The organism is Streptomyces sp. bgisy159, from assembly GCF_057707805.1.
The window spans coordinates 312,509-328,861 of the sequence record NZ_JBYIQX010000001.1 but is presented as its reverse complement, the minus strand read 5'-3'; the positions used below and the strand labels follow the sequence as shown (position 1 = coordinate 328,861).

At 73.4% G+C, this 16,353-nt stretch carries 11 protein-coding genes and 1 pseudogene; 5 read left to right on the top strand and 7 right to left on the bottom strand.

The genetic code is table 11. From position 1 onward, the window contains the following. The first annotated feature begins 15 nt into the window (after positions 1–15). The 4 genes and pseudogenes from AC3ET3_RS01525 to AC3ET3_RS01510 all read left to right on the top strand — a co-directional run bounded on the left by AC3ET3_RS01525 (position 16) and on the right by AC3ET3_RS01510 (position 4,354). Positions 16–222 (top strand): hypothetical protein, encoded by a 207-nt coding sequence (locus AC3ET3_RS01525; protein ID WP_432156495.1) that lies wholly within the window; start codon positions 16–18, stop codon positions 220–222. Positions 223–416: 194 nt separating this feature from the next. Further along, positions 417–947, top strand: a pseudogene (locus AC3ET3_RS01520) (MarR family winged helix-turn-helix transcriptional regulator); the annotation flags it as partial. Positions 948–1,210: 263 nt separating this feature from the next. Further along, entirely contained in the window at positions 1,211–3,700 is a 2,490-nt protein-coding gene (locus tag AC3ET3_RS01515) for an MFS transporter (RefSeq protein ID WP_488191818.1), read from the top strand. A gap of 180 nt (positions 3,701–3,880) precedes the next feature. Continuing rightward, on the top strand, positions 3,881–4,354 hold the full coding sequence (locus tag AC3ET3_RS01510) for a PPOX class F420-dependent oxidoreductase (protein WP_432156497.1): 474 nt from the start codon (positions 3,881–3,883) through the stop codon (positions 4,352–4,354). 205 nt (positions 4,355–4,559) lie between these two features. Here the strand turns inward: AC3ET3_RS01510 and AC3ET3_RS01505 are convergent, their stop codons facing one another. The 7 genes from AC3ET3_RS01505 to AC3ET3_RS01475 form a co-directional block, all read right to left on the bottom strand. Then, a complete protein-coding gene (locus AC3ET3_RS01505) occupies positions 4,560–5,324 on the bottom strand; it encodes a TetR/AcrR family transcriptional regulator (protein WP_432136667.1) in 765 nt (254 codons plus the stop codon). A 265-nt stretch (positions 5,325–5,589) separates the two neighbouring features. Further along, on the bottom strand, positions 5,590–6,999 hold the full coding sequence (locus AC3ET3_RS01500) for an MFS transporter (RefSeq protein ID WP_432136666.1): 1,410 nt from the start codon (positions 6,997–6,999) through the stop codon (positions 5,590–5,592). A 126-nt stretch (positions 7,000–7,125) separates the two neighbouring features. Further along, positions 7,126–9,318: a glycosyltransferase family 39 protein gene (locus AC3ET3_RS01495; protein ID WP_435611483.1), complete on the bottom strand. Its 2,193-nt coding sequence runs from the start codon at positions 9,316–9,318 to the stop codon at positions 7,126–7,128. Beyond that, complete coding sequence (locus tag AC3ET3_RS01490) at positions 9,315–10,691, bottom strand: bifunctional glycosyltransferase family 2/GtrA family protein (protein ID WP_432136664.1); 1,377 nt, start codon at positions 10,689–10,691, stop codon at positions 9,315–9,317. The genes AC3ET3_RS01495 and AC3ET3_RS01490 overlap by 4 nt, the downstream gene beginning before the upstream one ends. A gap of 14 nt (positions 10,692–10,705) precedes the next feature. Next, positions 10,706–12,409 (bottom strand): sensor histidine kinase, encoded by a 1,704-nt coding sequence (locus tag AC3ET3_RS01485; RefSeq protein WP_435611482.1) that lies wholly within the window; start codon positions 12,407–12,409, stop codon positions 10,706–10,708. Beyond that, entirely contained in the window at positions 12,406–13,146 is a 741-nt protein-coding gene (locus tag AC3ET3_RS01480) for a response regulator transcription factor (RefSeq protein WP_432136662.1), read from the bottom strand. The genes AC3ET3_RS01485 and AC3ET3_RS01480 overlap by 4 nt, the downstream gene beginning before the upstream one ends. A 321-nt stretch (positions 13,147–13,467) precedes the next feature. Continuing rightward, positions 13,468–14,370, bottom strand: coding sequence for a DUF2797 domain-containing protein (locus AC3ET3_RS01475; RefSeq protein ID WP_435611481.1), 903 nt, complete (start codon positions 14,368–14,370; stop codon positions 13,468–13,470). A 172-nt stretch (positions 14,371–14,542) separates the two neighbouring features. On the opposite strand from AC3ET3_RS01475, the gene AC3ET3_RS01470 reads away from it, so the two are divergent. Further along, a complete protein-coding gene (locus AC3ET3_RS01470; RefSeq protein ID WP_435611480.1) occupies positions 14,543–16,063 on the top strand; it encodes an FAD-binding protein in 1,521 nt (506 codons plus the stop codon). The last annotated feature ends 290 nt before the right edge of the window (positions 16,064–16,353 follow it).

The window sequence follows — 16,353 nt, the reverse complement described above, 5'->3', positions numbered from 1 at the left end:
ACGAGGGGGAAGCAGATGGTCATGTTCGTTCTGGCCGGGGTTCTCGTGGTGGTCCTCGGTGGCTGCGCCTGTGTGGTGTGGGCGGAGCGCGGAGGGCCCCGCTGGGCTCGGGCCGTCGGCTCGGTGACGCTCGGCGTGGGCGAGCTGGTGCGCTCGGCGGGGCGCGGTGGCTCCAAGCGGTCCGGCTCCTCCTTCCCGGACTCGTCCTCCGACGACGACTGACCAGGACTGCGGCCGTTCCGCTTCCGGTGCGGCCGCTGTCGGCGCTTTCAACAGCGGGTTCATTCCCGGGCGCAACACTTGCCTTTGCCAACTTTTTGCACCACCCCGCGCCGGTTTATTTGCCTGTAGCAACCAAACGGTCCTATGGTTGCCCTAAGCAACGAAAGCTCGGGGGTATGACGAAGGGGCGCGCGATGACCGGCCAGGCGCAGTACGAGGAGCTGATCCGTCAGTTCAGCGCGTTCGGTGCCGTGAAACGGGAGCTCGGACGGACCCTGCCGGCCGACTGCCCGGCCGGCTCCGCCGCCGTGCTGACGCTGCTGAGCCGGCACGGGGCCATGCGCATGAGCAACCTCGCCGAGCTGCTCGCCGTGGACCTGTCGGTCACCAGCCGCCATGTGGCGCACCTCGCCGAGCGCGGCTGGATCGACCGTTCCCCCGACCCGGCGGACAAGCGCAGCCGCATCCTGCACCTCACCCCGGCCGGCCTGGACCAGGTGGACGAACTGTCCCGGCGGACCACGCGCATGCTGGCCGAGCGCCTGGACGACTGGAGCGACGCCGAGGTCGCCCAGCTGACCCGGCTCATGGCCCGGCTCAGGGCGAGCTTCGGCGACTGCCGGACCACCGGACGGCCGCCGGCGCCGGCACCAGCGCCCGCGCCGCGGACCACACCGCCGTCACCGCCGCCGTCACCGTCACAGACACCGACACCGACACCGACACCGACCATGGGGCCCCCGGACGCGCCCCCCACCACCACTCCGGAAGCGCTCCCCACCACCGGACCCACGGCCACGTCCCCGAGCACGACTCCCCCGGACGCGTAACCGACCACCCCACCGCCGGACGCGGTGCCCTCCGCCTCCGACGCGGAGACCCCGTACACCCGCGACCACGTAAGAGAAGGAAGTCCATGGCAACGACCACACCAGCCGGTGTGCGGGCTCATGCCAAGCACGGGGCGGGCCACGGCCCCCACGCCCCGATGACGCACCGGCAGATCATGGAGGCGCTCTCCGGGCTGCTGCTCGGCATGTTCGCCGCCATCCTGTCGTCCACCATCGTCTCCAACGCCCTGCCCGAGATCATCAAGGACCTCGGCGGCGGCCAGAGCGCCTACACCTGGGTCGTGACGGCCGCGCTGCTGGCGATGACGGCCTCGACACCGCTGTGGGGCAAGCTGGCCGACCTGGTCAGCAAGAAGGCACTCGTCCAGATAGCGCTCGTCGTCTACATCATCGGCTCGGTCTTCGCCGGTCTCGCCCAGAACCCCGGCATGCTGATCGGTGCCCGGGTCATCCAGGGCCTGGGGGCGGGCGGTCTCACCGCCCTCGCCCAGATCATCATGGCCGCGATGATCTCGCCGCGGGAGCGCGGCCGTTACTCCGGCTACCTCGGCGCCACGTTCGCCGTCGCCACCGTGGGCGGCCCGCTCGTCGGCGGTGTCATCACCGACACCGACTGGCTCGGCTGGCGCTGGTGCCTCTACGTCGGCGTGCCCTTCGCGCTGATCGCTCTCTTCGTGCTGCAGAAGACCCTGCACCTGCCGGAGACCAAACGCCGCGTCAAGGTCGACTGGGCCGGCGCCTTCTTCATCACCGCGGCCGTCAGCCTGCTGCTGATCTGGGTGACCTTCGCGGACGACAAGTACGCCTGGCTGTCCTGGCAGACGTACACGATGGTCGGCGGGGCGCTGGCGCTGGCCGCCGTCTTCCTCCTCGTCGAGACCCGGGCCGCCGAGCCGATCATCCCGCTGTACCTCTTCCGCAACCGGACGATCACGCTGGCCTCGCTGGCCTCGCTGTTCGTCGGCGTCGCGATGTTCGCCGGGACCGTCTTCTTCAGCCAGTACTTCCAGCTGGCCCGCGACAAGTCCCCGACCATGTCGGGCGTGATGACCATCCCGATGATCGCGGGGCTGTTCGTCTCCTCGACCGTCTCCGGGCAGGTCATCACCAAGACCGGCAGGTGGAAGGGGTGGCTGGTCTCCGGCGGCGTGCTCCTGACGGCCGGTCTCGGCCTTCTGGGCACCATGCGGTACGACACCGACTACTGGAAGATCGCGCTGTTCATGGCGGTCATGGGCCTCGGCATCGGCATGATGATGCAGAACCTGGTCCTGTCCACCCAGAACCAGGTCGCCCCGCACGAGCTCGGCGCCGCCAGCTCGGTCGTCACCTTCTTCCGCTCCCTCGGCGGCGCGATGGGCGTCTCCGCGCTCGGCTCCGTGATGTCGACGCGGATCACCCACTACGCGAAGGACACCATCACGACCCTGGACCCGCAGGCGCGGGCCGCCGCCGCCAAGGCGTCGGGCTCCGGTCAGCTGCCCGACATGGACGCGCTGCCCGCCCCGGTCCGCACCTGGCTGGAGAGCGCCTACGGGCACGGCATCGCCGACATCTTCCTGTACGTGACGCCGATCGCCCTGCTCGCCTTCCTGGTCACCCTCTTCATCAAGGAGGTCCCCCTGCGGACGTCCGGCGCGCTGGCCCAGGCGGCCGAGGAGCAGCCGGCGACCGGCACCTCCGTCGCGCCGGCCTCGGCGAGCCCGGCCGCGGAAGCCGTGGCCGCGGGCGCGCTGGCCGCGGGAACCCCGTCCGTCGAGGAGGCGGCCACCGCTGCCACCGCCCCCGCCACCGCTGCCACCGCCCCCGCTGCCACCGTTGCCACCACCGCCACCCCGGCCGCCGCCACCCCCGGCGTCCCGGTCCGGGGCCATGTCCGCGGCCATGTCCGCGGGGCGGAGAACGCGCCCGTCGGGCAGGCCGCCGTCACGCTGATCTCGCTCACCGGGGGCCGGCTGGACCGCTCGCTGGCCGACGACGACGGGGTGTACACGCTGCGGGCGCCCGGCGCGGGATCGTACGTGCTGATCGCCGCCGCCGACGGGTGCCGGCCGCAGGCATCGACCGTCGTCGTCCCCGACGAGCAGCCCGTGGCGTACGACATCCTGCTCACCGGCACCAGCGAACTGACCGGGGTGGTGCGGGCCGCCGAGGCGGGGGAGCCCGTCAAGGACGCGGTGATCGTCGTGACGGACGTGCGCGGCGAGCTGGTGGCCGCCACGACCAGCGGGGAGCACGGTGAGTTCCTCCTCGCCGAGCCGATGCCGGGCACCGTCACGGTCGCGGTGAACGCCGCCGGGTACCGGCCGCGCGCCCTGCCGGTGGAGGTGGGCGCCACCGGGGCGACCCGGATCGAGGTCGACCTCGACACCGGCGCCCGGGTCCAGGGCGTCGTACGGGCGCCGCACGGGCCGCTGGCCGACGCGCGGGTCACGCTGGTGGACGCGGCGGGCAACGTGGCCGGCACGGCCACCACCGGGCCCGACGGGGCGTACGCCTTCACCGACCTCGACGGCGGCGAGTACTCGGTCATCGCGACCGGCTATCCGCCGCTGACCACGGCACTGACCGTGTCCGGCGCCGGAGTCGACGGCCACGACATCGAACTCGCCCACCCCGGCGAGTAGTTCCGGCCCCGGCCCGGGGCGGGCGGGCACGCGCTGAGCGGAGCGCGCGCCCCGCCCCGGGCCGGTTCTCACGACCGATCACCACGGCGGCTCGGAGGACGTACGTCCGGACAGGGGAGTGACCGCGACGATCCGCCGTCCAGGCGGTGCGGAGCGGGACGCTCCCCCTAGGCTGAGACCATGGCACCGAACATCGCGACCAACACCCGGGTCTCCCTGGCCGAGTTGCTGGACTTCGTACGGCCCCGGCACCGGGCCCTGCTGCTCACCCGGCGCGCTGACGGCGGCCCCCAGGCGTCGCCGCTGACCTGCGGGGTCGACGACTCGGGACGGATCGTGGTCTCCACGTACCCGGAGCGGGCGAAGACCCGTAACGCCAAGCGGGACGAGCGGGTGAGCGTGGTGGTGCTCAGCGACGACTGGAACGGCCCGTGGGTGCAGATCGACGGCACTGCGGAGGTCGTCGACGCGCCCGACTCGGTGGAGCCGCTGGTCGAGTACTACCGCAACATCGCGGGCGAGCACCCGGACTGGGACGAGTACCGGGCGGCCATGGCCGAGCAGGGGAAGTCGATCATCCGGATCACGCCGGTGCGGTGGGGGCCGGTGGCGACCGGCGGCTTCCCGGCGCGGCTGGCGGCCGGACGGGAGTAGGCAGCCGGAGGGGCGTGGGGGCCGGACGGGCGTAGGGGCCGGACGGGCGTAGGGGCCGGACGGGCGTAGGGGCCGGACGGGCGTAGGGGCCGGACGGGCGTAGACGGCCGAGGCTGGAGGGGCAGCCTCGGCCGGGGGCAAGCCGCGGTCGAGGGGGAGCCTCGGCCGGAGGGGAATCGGGGCCGGGGGCAGCCTCCGTCGCAGGTCAGCCGCGGTCCACCATCGCCTCGATGCCCGCGATCAGCAGGTCGAGGGCGAAGGTGAAGTCCCGGTCCATCATCTCCGCCACGGTGTCGCCGCCGCGGGCCTCCATGATCTCCCTGGACTCCTGGAGGACCTCGGCGACCGCCGGCGCCTCGGTCACCTGCGTCAGCGCGTGCTGGAAGTACTCGTCGTGGCTCATCCCGAAGGCCGCGCTGCGCGTCTGGAAGTGGCCCTCCAGCGTGCCGTACCCGTACACGAACTGGAAGACGGCGGCGATGGTGCTGGTGATGCGCCGGGCGGGCACCCCGGTACGGCGGACCACCCGCTGCACCACCCGGGCGAACGCCAGGTTGTTCGGCCCGATGTTGAGGTACCGGCCGACCAGCGGCGACACCCAGGGGTGGCGCACCAGCAGCGCCCGGTACTCGGCGGCCAGCGCGCGCAGCTGCTGCCGCCAGTCCTCGTCCGGGGCCTGCGGGTCGGGCAGGCGGACCTCCCCGAACACGGCGTCGAGGGCGAGTTCGAGCAGGTCGTCCTTGGTGTCGACGTACCAGTAGACGGACATCGCGGTGACGTTCAGCTCGGCCGCGAGCCGCCGCATGGAGAACCGGTCGAGCCCCTCGGCGTCCAGCAGCCGTACGGTCGCGCCGGTGATCCGCTCCCGGTCGAGCCCCGAGGGCTGTCCGCCACCGCCCGACCGCCCCCGCCGCGCCTTGCCCGACAGCCACACGCTGTCCTGCGCGGCTCGCTTGGCCTGGGCGCCCATGGGGCACACCTCCGTCAGATCAGGGTCACTGATCAAAGATGCTAAGCCGCGGCCGGCCCGCCGGGGGCCCAGGCAGGCCCGCGACCACCACGCAGGTCTCCCGGTGCCGGTCACCCCCGTGGAGCGAATCTCCGGCCTCGGCGAGCGCCTTTCTCCTCCTGCGCCTTTCTCCTCCTGCGCCTTCTCCTCCTGCGCCTTCGTCTACAGGTGTCTTTGACCTCAGGCGTCACTGACCTCAGGCGCCCTTCGCATCGGAGGTCGCCGGTCAGGCGCCCTTCGCCGCCCTCCGCAGCAGCGCCCCCGCCAGCACCCCGCCGCACAGCACCGCCGCGGCCCCCACGAACTGCCCCCGCTGCAACCCCGCGGCCAGCCCGCCGGAGGCCACCGCGCCGAGCACCGCCACGCCCAGGCCGTTCCCGAACTCCGCCAGCGTGCCGTTGATCCCGGCGCCGACCCCGGCCTTCTCCCGCGGAATCGCACTCATGATCGCGTGAGCCATCGCGGGGCTCCCCACTGCCGCACCGGCACCGATCAGGACCAGGCCGAGCAGCGTGGCGCCGTAGCCGTGGCCTGCCAGGGCGATGGACACCAGGCCGCCGGACATCAGCACCATGCCCAGCGTGATGGACACCGGGGTGCCCAGCCGGGCCGACCACTTCGCGGACAGGCCGGAGAAGTTGAGGGCGACGACGGTCAGCGCGAGCGGGGCCGTGCGCAGACCGGCCTCCAGCGGGCCGTATCCCAGGACGAACTGCAGGTGCTGGGTGAGCAGGAAGAGCGCGCCGCCCATGCCGAAGGCGATGAGCACCGCCCCGGACACCGCCCCCGTGAACCGGCGGTCGCGGAAGAAGTGCACGTCGAGCATCGGGTACGGCACGCGGCTCTCCCAGAGGGCGAAGGCCGCGAGGACGACCGCCGCGACCCCGGCGCTCGCCAGCACCCGCATCGAGGTCCAGCCGTGGCCCGGACCCGAGATGACGGCGAGGACCAGGGCGGCCATGCCGACGGTGGACAGCAGCGCGCCCGGCAGGTCGGGACGGTCGCCCCGCGGGTTCTTCGACTCGGGGACCAGGGTGACCACGGCGGCCAGGCCGAGCGCCGCGACCGGCAGGTTGATCAGGAAGATCGCGCCCCACCAGAAGTGGTCCAGGACGAAACCGCCGATCAGCGGTCCGGTCGCGAAGCCGAGCGAGTTCACCGCGGCCCAGACGCCGATCGCCCGGGGCTGCTCGGCCGGGGAGAAGATCTGCATCACGACGGCGAGGGTGGTGGTCATCAGCAGCGCGCCGCCCACGCCCATCCCGGCCCGGGCCGCGATCAGCTGCCCGGTGCTGTCGGCGAGCCCGGCCACCAGCGAGCCGAGGCCGAACAGGGCGAGACCCGCGACCAGCATCTTCTTGCGGCCGTAGCGGTCGGCAGCGCTGCCGGCGGTGAGCAGCAGACCGGACTGGACGAGCGAGTAGGCGTTGATCATCCACTGGATGTCGGAGGTCCGCGCGTGGAGTTCGCGGGTCAGGGTCGGGATCGCGACGTTGAGGACGGTGTTGTCGAGCAGCACGGTCAGCTGCGCCAGGCAGATGACGGCGAGGATCACCCAGCGCTGTGGGTGGCCCTGAGGGGTAGCGGGGGCGGCCGGAGGGGCGGGGGGCGTCTGGGGGGTCGTCGGGCTGGACATGTTGTACACCGTAGAAGGGCAGTTATACGGTGTACAAGTCGATTACCGGATCACCGGACGCGCGGAGGGCGGTGGCCGCGTCCGGCGGCCACCGCCCTCCCCTTCCTCGGCGAACCGTTCGCCCGGTCAGCCGCTCGTTTTCTGCGTCAGGTCGTAGAAGGTCGCCGACCCGACGGTCACCTCCTCGAAGTTGGCCTGGACCCACTCGCTGATCTGGGCCGAGGTGCCGTTGCCGTTGCCGTTGCCGCCGCGGCCCATCGAGCCGCCCGCGATGAAGTAGTGGATCCGGCCCTCCGCCACGTACTGCCGGAACTGCGCCAGGGTCGGCGACGGGTCGGTGCCGTTGAAGCCGCCGATCGCCATGACCGCCTCGCCGGTGGCGAGTTGGTAGCTGGCCGCGTTCTGCGAGCCGATGGAGGCCGCCACCCAGGTGTACCGGTCGGCGTCCGTCTCCAGCAGCTTCTTCGCCTCGTCGGAGACGTTGGCGCCGCTGAGCAGGCCGCCCATGCCGCCGCCCGCCCGGCCGGCGTCGCCGGTCCGGCCGCCAGGGGCGGTCTGCTGGTTCTGGCCGGGCATACCGCCACCCGGCATGCCCCCACCCGGCATGCCCCCACCCGGGAAGCCACCGCCCGGGAAGCCACCGCCCGGGAGGGCGTTGCCGTTGCCCTGCGTGTTGCCGTTGCCGTTCTGCTGGCCCTGCTGGCCCTGCTGGCCCTGCTGGCCGGGCATCCCGCCACCGGGGAAGCCGCCCCGCATGCCGCCGCCCGGACCGCCGCCCATCCTGGACGCGCCCGCCGGGCCCGCCGTGACGATCGAGCCGCTGTGGCCCTCGCGCAGGGTGCTCACCGTGTACGCGGTCGGGCCCGCCAGCGCGGCGACGAGCCCCAGGGACGCGGCCGCGAGCACGAGCCGCCGGCCGACACGGCCCGCGAAGACCAGGCCCAGCGCGGCCGTCAGCCCGCCGACCAGGACCAGCCACTTCAGCCACGGGAGGTAGTCGGGCGTGCGGTTGAGCAGGACGTAGGACCAGGTGGCCGCCGCGACGGCCGCGGCCGCCAGGGCGAGGGACGCCCAGGTCTCGCGGCGCCGCTCCCAGAGCAGGCCGGCGCCCATGCCGGTCACGGCCGCCAGGTAGGGGGCGAGTGCCACCGTGTAGTACTGGTGGAAGATGCCCGCCATGAAGCTGAAGACGGCCATCGTCATCAGCAGCGAGCCGCCCCAGACGAGGAGCGAGGCGCGCGTGACGGACGTACGGCGGGCCTTCCTGGTCGCCACCAGACCCGCCACCAGGAGGACCAGCGCGGCGGGCAGCAGCCAGGAGATCTGGCCACCGATCTCGGAGTTGAACATCCGGTCCCAGCCGGTCTCACCCCACCGGCCGCCACCGCCGCCACCGCCACCGCCACCGCCACCGCCACCGACGCTGCCGGTCTCCTCGCCGTTGAGGCGGCCGAGACCGTTGTAACCGAAGGTCAGCTCCAGGAAGGAGTTGTTCTGGGAGCCGCCGACGTACGGGCGCGAGGACGCCGGCCACAGCTCGACGACCGCCACCCACCAGCCGCCGGAGACGACCAGCGCGGCGGTCGCGGCGGCCAGCTGCCCGAGCCGCTTGCGCAGCGGCACCGGCGCGCAGACGGCGTAGACGGCCGCCAGCGCCGGGAGGATCAGGAACGCCTGGAGGGTCTTGGCGAGGAAGGCGAGGCCGATCGCCGCACCCGCCCACAGCAGCCACTTGGTCCGGCCGTCCTCCAGTGCCCGCACCACGAGGTGGCAGGCCACCGCCAGCAGCAGGGCGAGCATGGCGTCCGGGTTGTTGAAACGGAACATCAGGGCCGCGACGGGCGTGAGCGCGAGGACCGTACCCGCGATCAGGCCGGCGGCCGGGCTGAAGCGGCGGCGTACGGAGGCGTACACCACCGCGACCGTGCCGACGCCCATCAGGACCTCGGGCACGAGGATCGCCCACGCGTTCAGGCCGAAGATCCGCACCGACAGCGCCATCGGCCACAGGGAGGCCGGCGGCTTGTCGACGGTGATGGCGTTGCCCGCGTCCAGCGAGCCGAAGAAGAACGCCTTCCAGCTCTGGCTGCCGGCCTGGACGGCCGCCGAGTAGAAGGAGTTGGCGTAGCCGGAGGCGCTCAGGTTGTACAGGTACAGCAGGCCGGTGGCCAGGAGCAGGGCGAGGAAGGCCGGGCGGACCCAGCGCGGGTCCTCGGGACGGCCGCGCCACACACGCCGTACGAAGGGCGGCCGGGGCTCACCGGACTGCGGGGCCGCGGTGGCGGGGGCCGGAGCGCCGGGGGCGATCTGCGTGGTCATCGGGTGTCCCCCCGGTCGGCGTCGTGGTCGTGGGGGCGAACCGGCTGCAGGCGCACCGTGGCGTCCTGCCGGGCGGCGTCCGCGAGGTCACCGGCGCGGAACCGGGTGGGCGGCGTGACCGGCTCGGCGCTCTCGCGCCGCTCGCCGAACACCCACATGCGCAGCAGCAGGAAGCGCAGCACCGTCGCGGCGAGGTTGGCGGCGACGAGGACGCCCAGCTCGGTGGCGTGCGAGGGATGGTCGGTCGCCGCGCTGAGGGCGACCAGGGAGCCGCTGGTCAGGGTGAGGCCGATACCGAAGACGACCAGGCCCTGCGCCTGGTGGCGCAGCGCGCCGTCCCGTCCGCGCATCCCGAAAGTGAGCCGGCGGTTGGCGGCCGTGTTGGCGACGGCGGAGATCAGCAGGGCGAGCGCGTTGGCGATCTGCGAGCCGCTGAACAGCCGGAAGCCGCTGTAGAGCAGCAGGTAGAACAGGGTGGACAGACCGCCGACCACGCAGAACCCGACGAGTTGCCGGGCCAGTCCCTTGGGTACGTCCATGATCTCGCGGTCGCGGGGGTCGTCGCCGAACGGCCTGGTCAGCCGGTCCAGCGGAAGCGAACCGGTGGCCAGCGCCTTCCCTACGCGCCACACCCCCTTCAGATCCTCGGTCGCCGTCCTCACGATGTGCACCGTGGAGTCCGGGTCGTCGACCCAGTCGACCGGCACCTCGTGGATACGGAGGCCGGCCCGCTCGGCGAGCACCAGCATCTCAGTGTCGAAGAACCAGCCCGTGTCTTCCACCAGGGGGAGCAGCACACGTGCCACGTCCCGCCGGATGGCCTTGAACCCGCACTGGGCGTCGGAGAACCGCGCCTGCAGCGAGCCGCGCAGGATGAGGTTGTAGGAGCGGGAGACGAACTCGCGCTTCGGACCGCGCACCACGCGGGCGCTGCGGGCCAGGCGGGAGCCGATCGCCAGGTCGGAGTGGCCGGAGATCAGCGGCGCGACCAGCGGCAGCAGCGCGTTGAGGTCGGTCGACAGGTCCACGTCCATGTAGGCGAGGACCGGGGCGTCCGAGGCCGACCAGACGGCCCGCAGGGCCCGGCCGCGGCCCTTCTGGTCGAGGCGGACGGACCGGACCTCGGGGAGCCGTGCCGCCAGCCGGCGCGCCATCTCCGGGGTGGTGTCCGTGGAGGCGTTGTCGGCGACGGTGATACGGAACGGGTACGGGAAGGTGCGGACGAGGTGCTCGTGCAGTCGTTCGACACACGGCCCGAGGTCCTTCTCCTCGTTGTAGACGGGGACCACTACGTCCAGGACTGGCGTGCCGGCTGGCGCGGCCGGGAGGTGCTCCCGCGCCGGCAGGGTGCCGGGAGAAGAGTCGGTTCGCATGTCGTCGACTCTCGTCAGGTGCCCTGTCGCGCCCATGTGGCGGCCCTGTGGTGTGCCTGTGAGTCACGCGGCCGGCCGGTCTCCGGCGCCGCCTGCGGCGCGGCCGAGGCGGAAGCGGAGGCCGAAGCGGAGACGGGAGCCGTGGCGGACGCGGAGACGGGAGCCGAGACGGACGCGGAGACGGGAGCCGTGGCGGGGGCGAGTGCGGGCAGGTGCACGGTGAACACCGTCCGGCCGGGCACGCTGTCCACGGTCACGGCGCCGCCGTGCGCGGCTGCCACGGCCTGCACGATGGCGAGGCCGAGGCCGGTCGAGCCGGAGGCGCGGGAGCGCGAGGAGTCGCCGCGCGCGAACCGTTCGAAGACGTGCGGGAGCAGCTCGGCCGGGACGCCCGGGCCGTCGTCCTCGATGTCCACGCACACCCAGGCGCCGCGCCGGGCCACGCGCGCGGTGACCGTCGTACCGGGCGGGGTGTGGGTACGGGCGTTGGCGAGCAGGTTGACCAGCACCTGCTGCAGCCGGGGCGCGTCGGCGCTGACCTGGGCGGGTTCGTCGGGCAGCGCCAGCCGCCAGACGTGGCCGGGGCCGGCCGCGCGGGCGTCGCTGACGGTGTCGACGACGAGCGGCACCAGGTCGGTGCCCTCGAACCGCAGGGGCCGGCCGGCGTCCAGCCGGGCCAGCAGCAGCAGATCCTCCACCAGCAGTGTCATCCGGCCCGCCTCGGACTCGATGCGGCCGAGGGCGTGCCGGGTGTCGGGCCCGACCTCCTCCCTGCCGCGCCGGGTCAGCTCGGCGTAGCCCCGGATCGAGGCGAGGGGAGTGCGCAGTTCGTGGCTGGCGTCGGCGACGAACTGCCGTACCCGGGTCTCGCTCTGCTGGCGGGCGTGCAGCGCGCCGTGGATGTGGTCGAGCATCCGGTTGAGGGCGGCGCCGACCTTGCCGACCTCGGTGTGCGGGTCGCACTCGGACTCCGGGACCCGCTCGCTGAGGTTGACCTCGCCGGTGTGCAGGGGCAGTTCGGAGACGCGGGTGGCGGTGGCGGCGACCCTGCGCAGGGGGCGGGTGGCGACGCCGACCAGCACGTAACCGGCGATCCCGGCGGCGACCAGTCCGGCCGCGGTGACACTGATCTCGACGAGGACGAGCGTGCTGACGGTGCTGTCCACGTCGTCGGTGGGCAGGGCCACGTAGTACGACTCGCCGCCGTCGGGGCTGGTGATGTACTGGGCCCGGTACTCGCCGAGCCCCGGCACGTCCACGGAGTGCGGGCGGCGGTCCTTCGGCACCGAGGCGAGCGCCGCCTTCTGCGCGGCGGTCAGTTCGACGGCGTTCATGCCCTTGTAGGCGCCGTTGCTGAACTTGTTCTGCTCGGCCACGGCCGCGCTGGTGATCGTGGCGTTCTCGACGTAGGCGGCGATCATCCTCGGCTGGACGGGGCCCTGGGTGACGAGCCGGTCGACCCTGGCGTCCGCCGGAAGCGAGGCGGCGAGGTCGCCCGGCCGGTCCATCACATGCCCGCCCGCGGCGCGCATGGCGACCTCTCGGACCTTGCCGTTCAGCTGCTCGACGAGGTGCTGGCGCAGGGCGAGCGTGGTCACCGTGCCGATCACCGTGCACACGACCGCGATCAGCGTCAGTGCCGCGACGACGAGCCGCGTCCGCAGGGTGCGCGGCTGCCGTCCCCGCCGCCGCGTACGCGGTCGCCGTCGCCCGCTCATGACGCGGCGGGCTTGATCAGGTATCCGGCCCCGCGCCGCGTGTGGATCATCGGCTCGCGCCCCGCGTCGATCTTCCGCCGCAGGTAGGAGATGTACAGCTCGACGACGTTGGCCTGGCCGCCGAAGTCGTACGACCAGACCCGGTCGAGGATCTGCGCCTTGCTCAGGACGCGGCGCGGGTTGCGCATCAGGAAGCGCAGCAGCTCGAACTCGGTGGCCGTGAGGTGGATGGAGTCACCGGCCCGGGACACCTCGTGGCTGTCCTCGTCGAGGGTGAGGTCGCCGACCACGAGGACGGAGTCGGAGCGGCGGTCGGCGGCGCCGGAGCGCCGGATCAGGCCGCGCAGCCGCGCCACGACCTCCTCCAGGGAGAACGGCTTGGTGACGTAGTCGTCGCCGCCCGCCGTGAGCCCGGCGATCCGGTCCTCCACGGCGTCCTTGGCGGTCAGGAACAGCACCGGCACGTCCGGCAGGTCCCGCCGCAGCCGTCCGAGGACGGCCAGCCCGTCCATGTCCGGGAGCATCATGTCCAGGACGACCGCGTCGGGCCGGAAGTCCCGCGCGGCCTGCACGGCGCCCTGGCCGTCGCCCGCGGTCCGGATCTGCCATCCCTCGTAGCGCAGGGCCATGGACAGCAGTTCGGTGAGCGACAGTTCGTCGTCCACCACCAGGACTCGGACGGGGCTCCCGTCCGGCCTCAGCAGTTCGGTGCGCCCCTGGGGCGAGGTCGTGGTCATGCGCGACACGATGTCGGGGGGCTCTGAGAGGAGACTTTCGGGAACCTGTGATTCGTCTGAGAAATCCACAGGGTGTTCTCAGCGGGCTCCTGGGCCGTCCTGGGGCGGCCGGGGTGGGGAGCGCGTGCCGCGATCGGCGGCGCCGACCGGCGGGCCGGTGGCCCGGCGCGAGCCGTGTTGGCCGTCACGGGGCGGTGGCCACCGCGGGACGGTCAACGCCCGGGGCCCGCCGCCCGCTGCTGCGAAGAGCACTTCCCCCGTCCCCGCCCGCTGCTGCGAAGAGCGCCCCCGATGTCCCCGACCGCCTTGTCCCCGACCGCCTCAGAAGAGCCCGTCCTGCCTCCCCGCCCCCTCCCGCCGGAACCGCCGTACCGGAAGGGCGAGCCGCGTCTCCGCCGCGGGTGCGGGCACCAGGTCCCAGCCCGTCATCAGCCGGGTGTCGAGCACGACGACGTGGCTGCCGCCGCCGTCGGCGCCCTCCACCGCGAGGTGCAGGTCCGGACCGGCGACGGCCACCAGCTCGCCGGCCAGGGCGCCGCCGGGCACCAGTTCGGTGACCTCGCCGACGGCGGCCGGTGCGCCCGCGAGTCCGAAGACGCGCAGGTGGTCCACGGGCCGGAACGGTTCGGGGGTCAGCGAATCCGGCAGGCCGCCGAGGGCCAGGGCGCGCGCGTGCAGTTCGGCGAGTTCCGCCGCGCGGGCCGCCTCGTCGCCGGGCAGGTCGCCGCGGACGGCACGCTTGTCGCCGTAGGGGACGCGGTCGGGGACGCGCAGGGCGGTCCGCAGCACCTCCTCGGTGCGCCGGGCGGCCATCAGGGGACCGGTGCCGAACCGGCTGAAGCAGACGGCGCCCTGCTCCAGCAGCCGCGCGTCGCCCCGCTCGACGGCGGTGATGCCGACTTTCACCATGCCGGGCCCGAACCAGGCGAGGTAGACGTGATACGGCCGGGGGTCGTCGACGATGCCGTCGGCCGCGACCGAGTGGGCGCGGTCGAGCCGCGCGCACTCCTCGCACCGCCCGCCCGTGCCGCGCGCCGGGACGGCCGCCCGGACCGGGCACGGATGCCCGCGCGCACCACCGCACCGTCTGACCTCACCCGCGAACAGCGCGAACGCCACCCGCCCGCCTCGCGTCAGCGGACTGCTGCGCCCCCGCTCCCACACCAGCGACGGCCCGCTCCCCGCGGACCAGCGCAGCCCCGCGCACTTCCATGCCTGTGCCATCACTCACCACCGTCACCCCCACCGTAGAGGCGGCCACCGACAACCCGGCCCCCTCGATCATGGCGACTGGGTCACACCTGGCCTGACGAGCCTTCACCGAATGCCCACAAGTGGCCTAGGCTGGCGCGGATTTGATCATTCAGATCGCTTCCGAGGGGGGAGCAGACCACCCATGTCCCGCTCAGCCACACCTTCCAGACGCACCCTTCTGCGCGGCGTCACGGTCACCGGCGCCGCCGTGATCGGCTTCGACCCGTCGACGCGCAGCTGGGCCGTCACGGACTCCGACACCACCACGGACTCCGACACCACCACGGACTCCGCGGCCACGACCGACACGCGGTTCGCCGGGATCCCCCGGCTCGACGGCACACTCACCATGGACGACTCGGCGCTCGCCGCCGCGGCCGAGGACTACGGCCACATGGTGCACCGCCGCCCCGCCGCCGTGCTGCGCCCCGGCTCGGTGCGCGACGTCGTCGCCATGGTCCGCTTCTGCAACCAGCACCGCGTGCCGTTCGCGCCGCGCGGCCAGGGCCACGCCACGTCCGGCCAGGCGCAGGTCGAGGGCGGCCTCGTCATCGAGACCGGGCCGCTCGCCGCCATCGGTCCACTGGGCCCCGGCAGCACCACCGTCTCCGTCGGCGCCGGAGCCAAGTGGAGCGACGTCGTCCGCGCCACCCTGGCCCACGGTCTGACCCCGCCGGTCTTCACCGACTACATCGAGCTGTCCGTCGGCGGCACCCTGTCCGTCGGCGGCCTCGGCGGCCAGGCCCACCGGTACGGCGCCCAGGTCGACAACGTCACCGCACTCCAGGTCGTCACCGGCGCCGGTGAACTGGTCCGCTGCTCCCCCTACCGCCGCGCCGACCTCTTCCGCGCGGTCCTGGCCGGCCTCGGCCAGTGCGCGATCATCGTCGAGGCCACGCTGCGGCTGATCCCGGCGCCGGAGACCGTACGGCACTACACGCTGACGTACGACGACCTGGACACGTACGTCGAGGACCAGCGCACCCTCGTCGAGGACGGCCGCTTCGACTATGTCGCGGGCCAGGTGCAGGCCGACGCGGAGGGCGCCTTCCGCGTCTACGTGCTGGAGGCCGCCGCCTACGGCCCGCCGGTCGGTCCCGCGCCCGACGACGCCGCCCTGCTGAGCGGCCTGCGCCCCGTCCCGTCCGGTGTCGAGGCGGCCGACCTCGGCTACTTCGACTTCGTCAACCGGCTGGCACCGGTCATCGAGGCTCTGAAGCAGGCTGGTGTGTGGACCCACGCCCACCCCTGGCTCAACCTGCTGCTGCCCGGCGACTCCGCCGCCGCGCTGAGCGGCCCGGTGCTGGAGAACCTGGACCCGGCCGACTTCGGTCCCGGCGTCATCCAGCTCTACCCCATCCGCCGCGACCGCCTCACCACGCCGCTGTTCCGGGCGCCGGACGACCCGGTCCCGTACCTCTTCGACGTGCTCGGCGCCGTTCCGCCGGAGGACACCGCGACCATCGACCGCGTCCTGCGGGCGAACCGCGCCGCCTACGACACCGCCGTCGCGGCCGGCGGCACCCAGTACCCCGTGGGCAGCATCCCCTTCACCCAGGAAGACTGGCGCGTCCACTTCGACTCGGCCTGGCCCTGCTTCGCCGCGGCCAAGCGGACGTACGACCCGCGCAACCTGCTGACCCCGGGTCAGGGCGTCTTCTGACCCACCCGGCCCGACCCACCCTTCCCGACCCACCGGACCCGGTCGGCGGCCCCGTTTCCCCCGGGCCGCCGACCGCCCGCCGCACCTCGCCGGCCGAGGCCGCCCGCCCCGGCGTGCCACGGCACCCGCCGCGCACCGCGGCGGATGAGCGCGCGCCGTCGCCCCGTTTCGCACGATCATGTGACCGGGGCCACACTGGACGGGAGGGGCGGGACCGACCGGGCCCCATGAACCCGGGCCCCATGAACCCGGGCCTCGGAGACTCGGGGACTCGGCGACACAGGGCCACC

Bases quoted from the DNA above. Each gene is read 5' to 3' on its own strand.
- AC3ET3_RS01525 (WP_432156495.1), top strand. From the start codon at position 16: ATGGTCATGTTCGTTCTGGCCGGGGTTCTCGTGGTGGTCCTCGGTGGC.
- AC3ET3_RS01515 (WP_488191818.1), top strand. From the start codon at position 1,211: ATGACGCACCGGCAGATCATGGAGGCGCTCTCCGGGCTGCTGCTCGGC.
- AC3ET3_RS01510 (WP_432156497.1), top strand. From the start codon at position 3,881: ATGGCACCGAACATCGCGACCAACACCCGGGTCTCCCTGGCCGAGTTG.
- AC3ET3_RS01505 (WP_432136667.1), bottom strand. From the start codon at position 5,324: ATGGGCGCCCAGGCCAAGCGAGCCGCGCAGGACAGCGTGTGGCTGTCG.
- AC3ET3_RS01500 (WP_432136666.1), bottom strand. From the start codon at position 6,999: ATGTCCAGCCCGACGACCCCCCAGACGCCCCCCGCCCCTCCGGCCGCC.
- AC3ET3_RS01495 (WP_435611483.1), bottom strand. From the start codon at position 9,318: ATGACCACGCAGATCGCCCCCGGCGCTCCGGCCCCCGCCACCGCGGCC.
- AC3ET3_RS01490 (WP_432136664.1), bottom strand. From the start codon at position 10,691: ATGCGAACCGACTCTTCTCCCGGCACCCTGCCGGCGCGGGAGCACCTC.
- AC3ET3_RS01485 (WP_435611482.1), bottom strand. From the start codon at position 12,409: ATGAGCGGGCGACGGCGACCGCGTACGCGGCGGCGGGGACGGCAGCCG.
- AC3ET3_RS01480 (WP_432136662.1), bottom strand. From the start codon at position 13,146: ATGACCACGACCTCGCCCCAGGGGCGCACCGAACTGCTGAGGCCGGAC.
- AC3ET3_RS01475 (WP_435611481.1), bottom strand. From the start codon at position 14,370: ATGGCACAGGCATGGAAGTGCGCGGGGCTGCGCTGGTCCGCGGGGAGC.
- AC3ET3_RS01470 (WP_435611480.1), top strand. From the start codon at position 14,543: ATGTCCCGCTCAGCCACACCTTCCAGACGCACCCTTCTGCGCGGCGTC.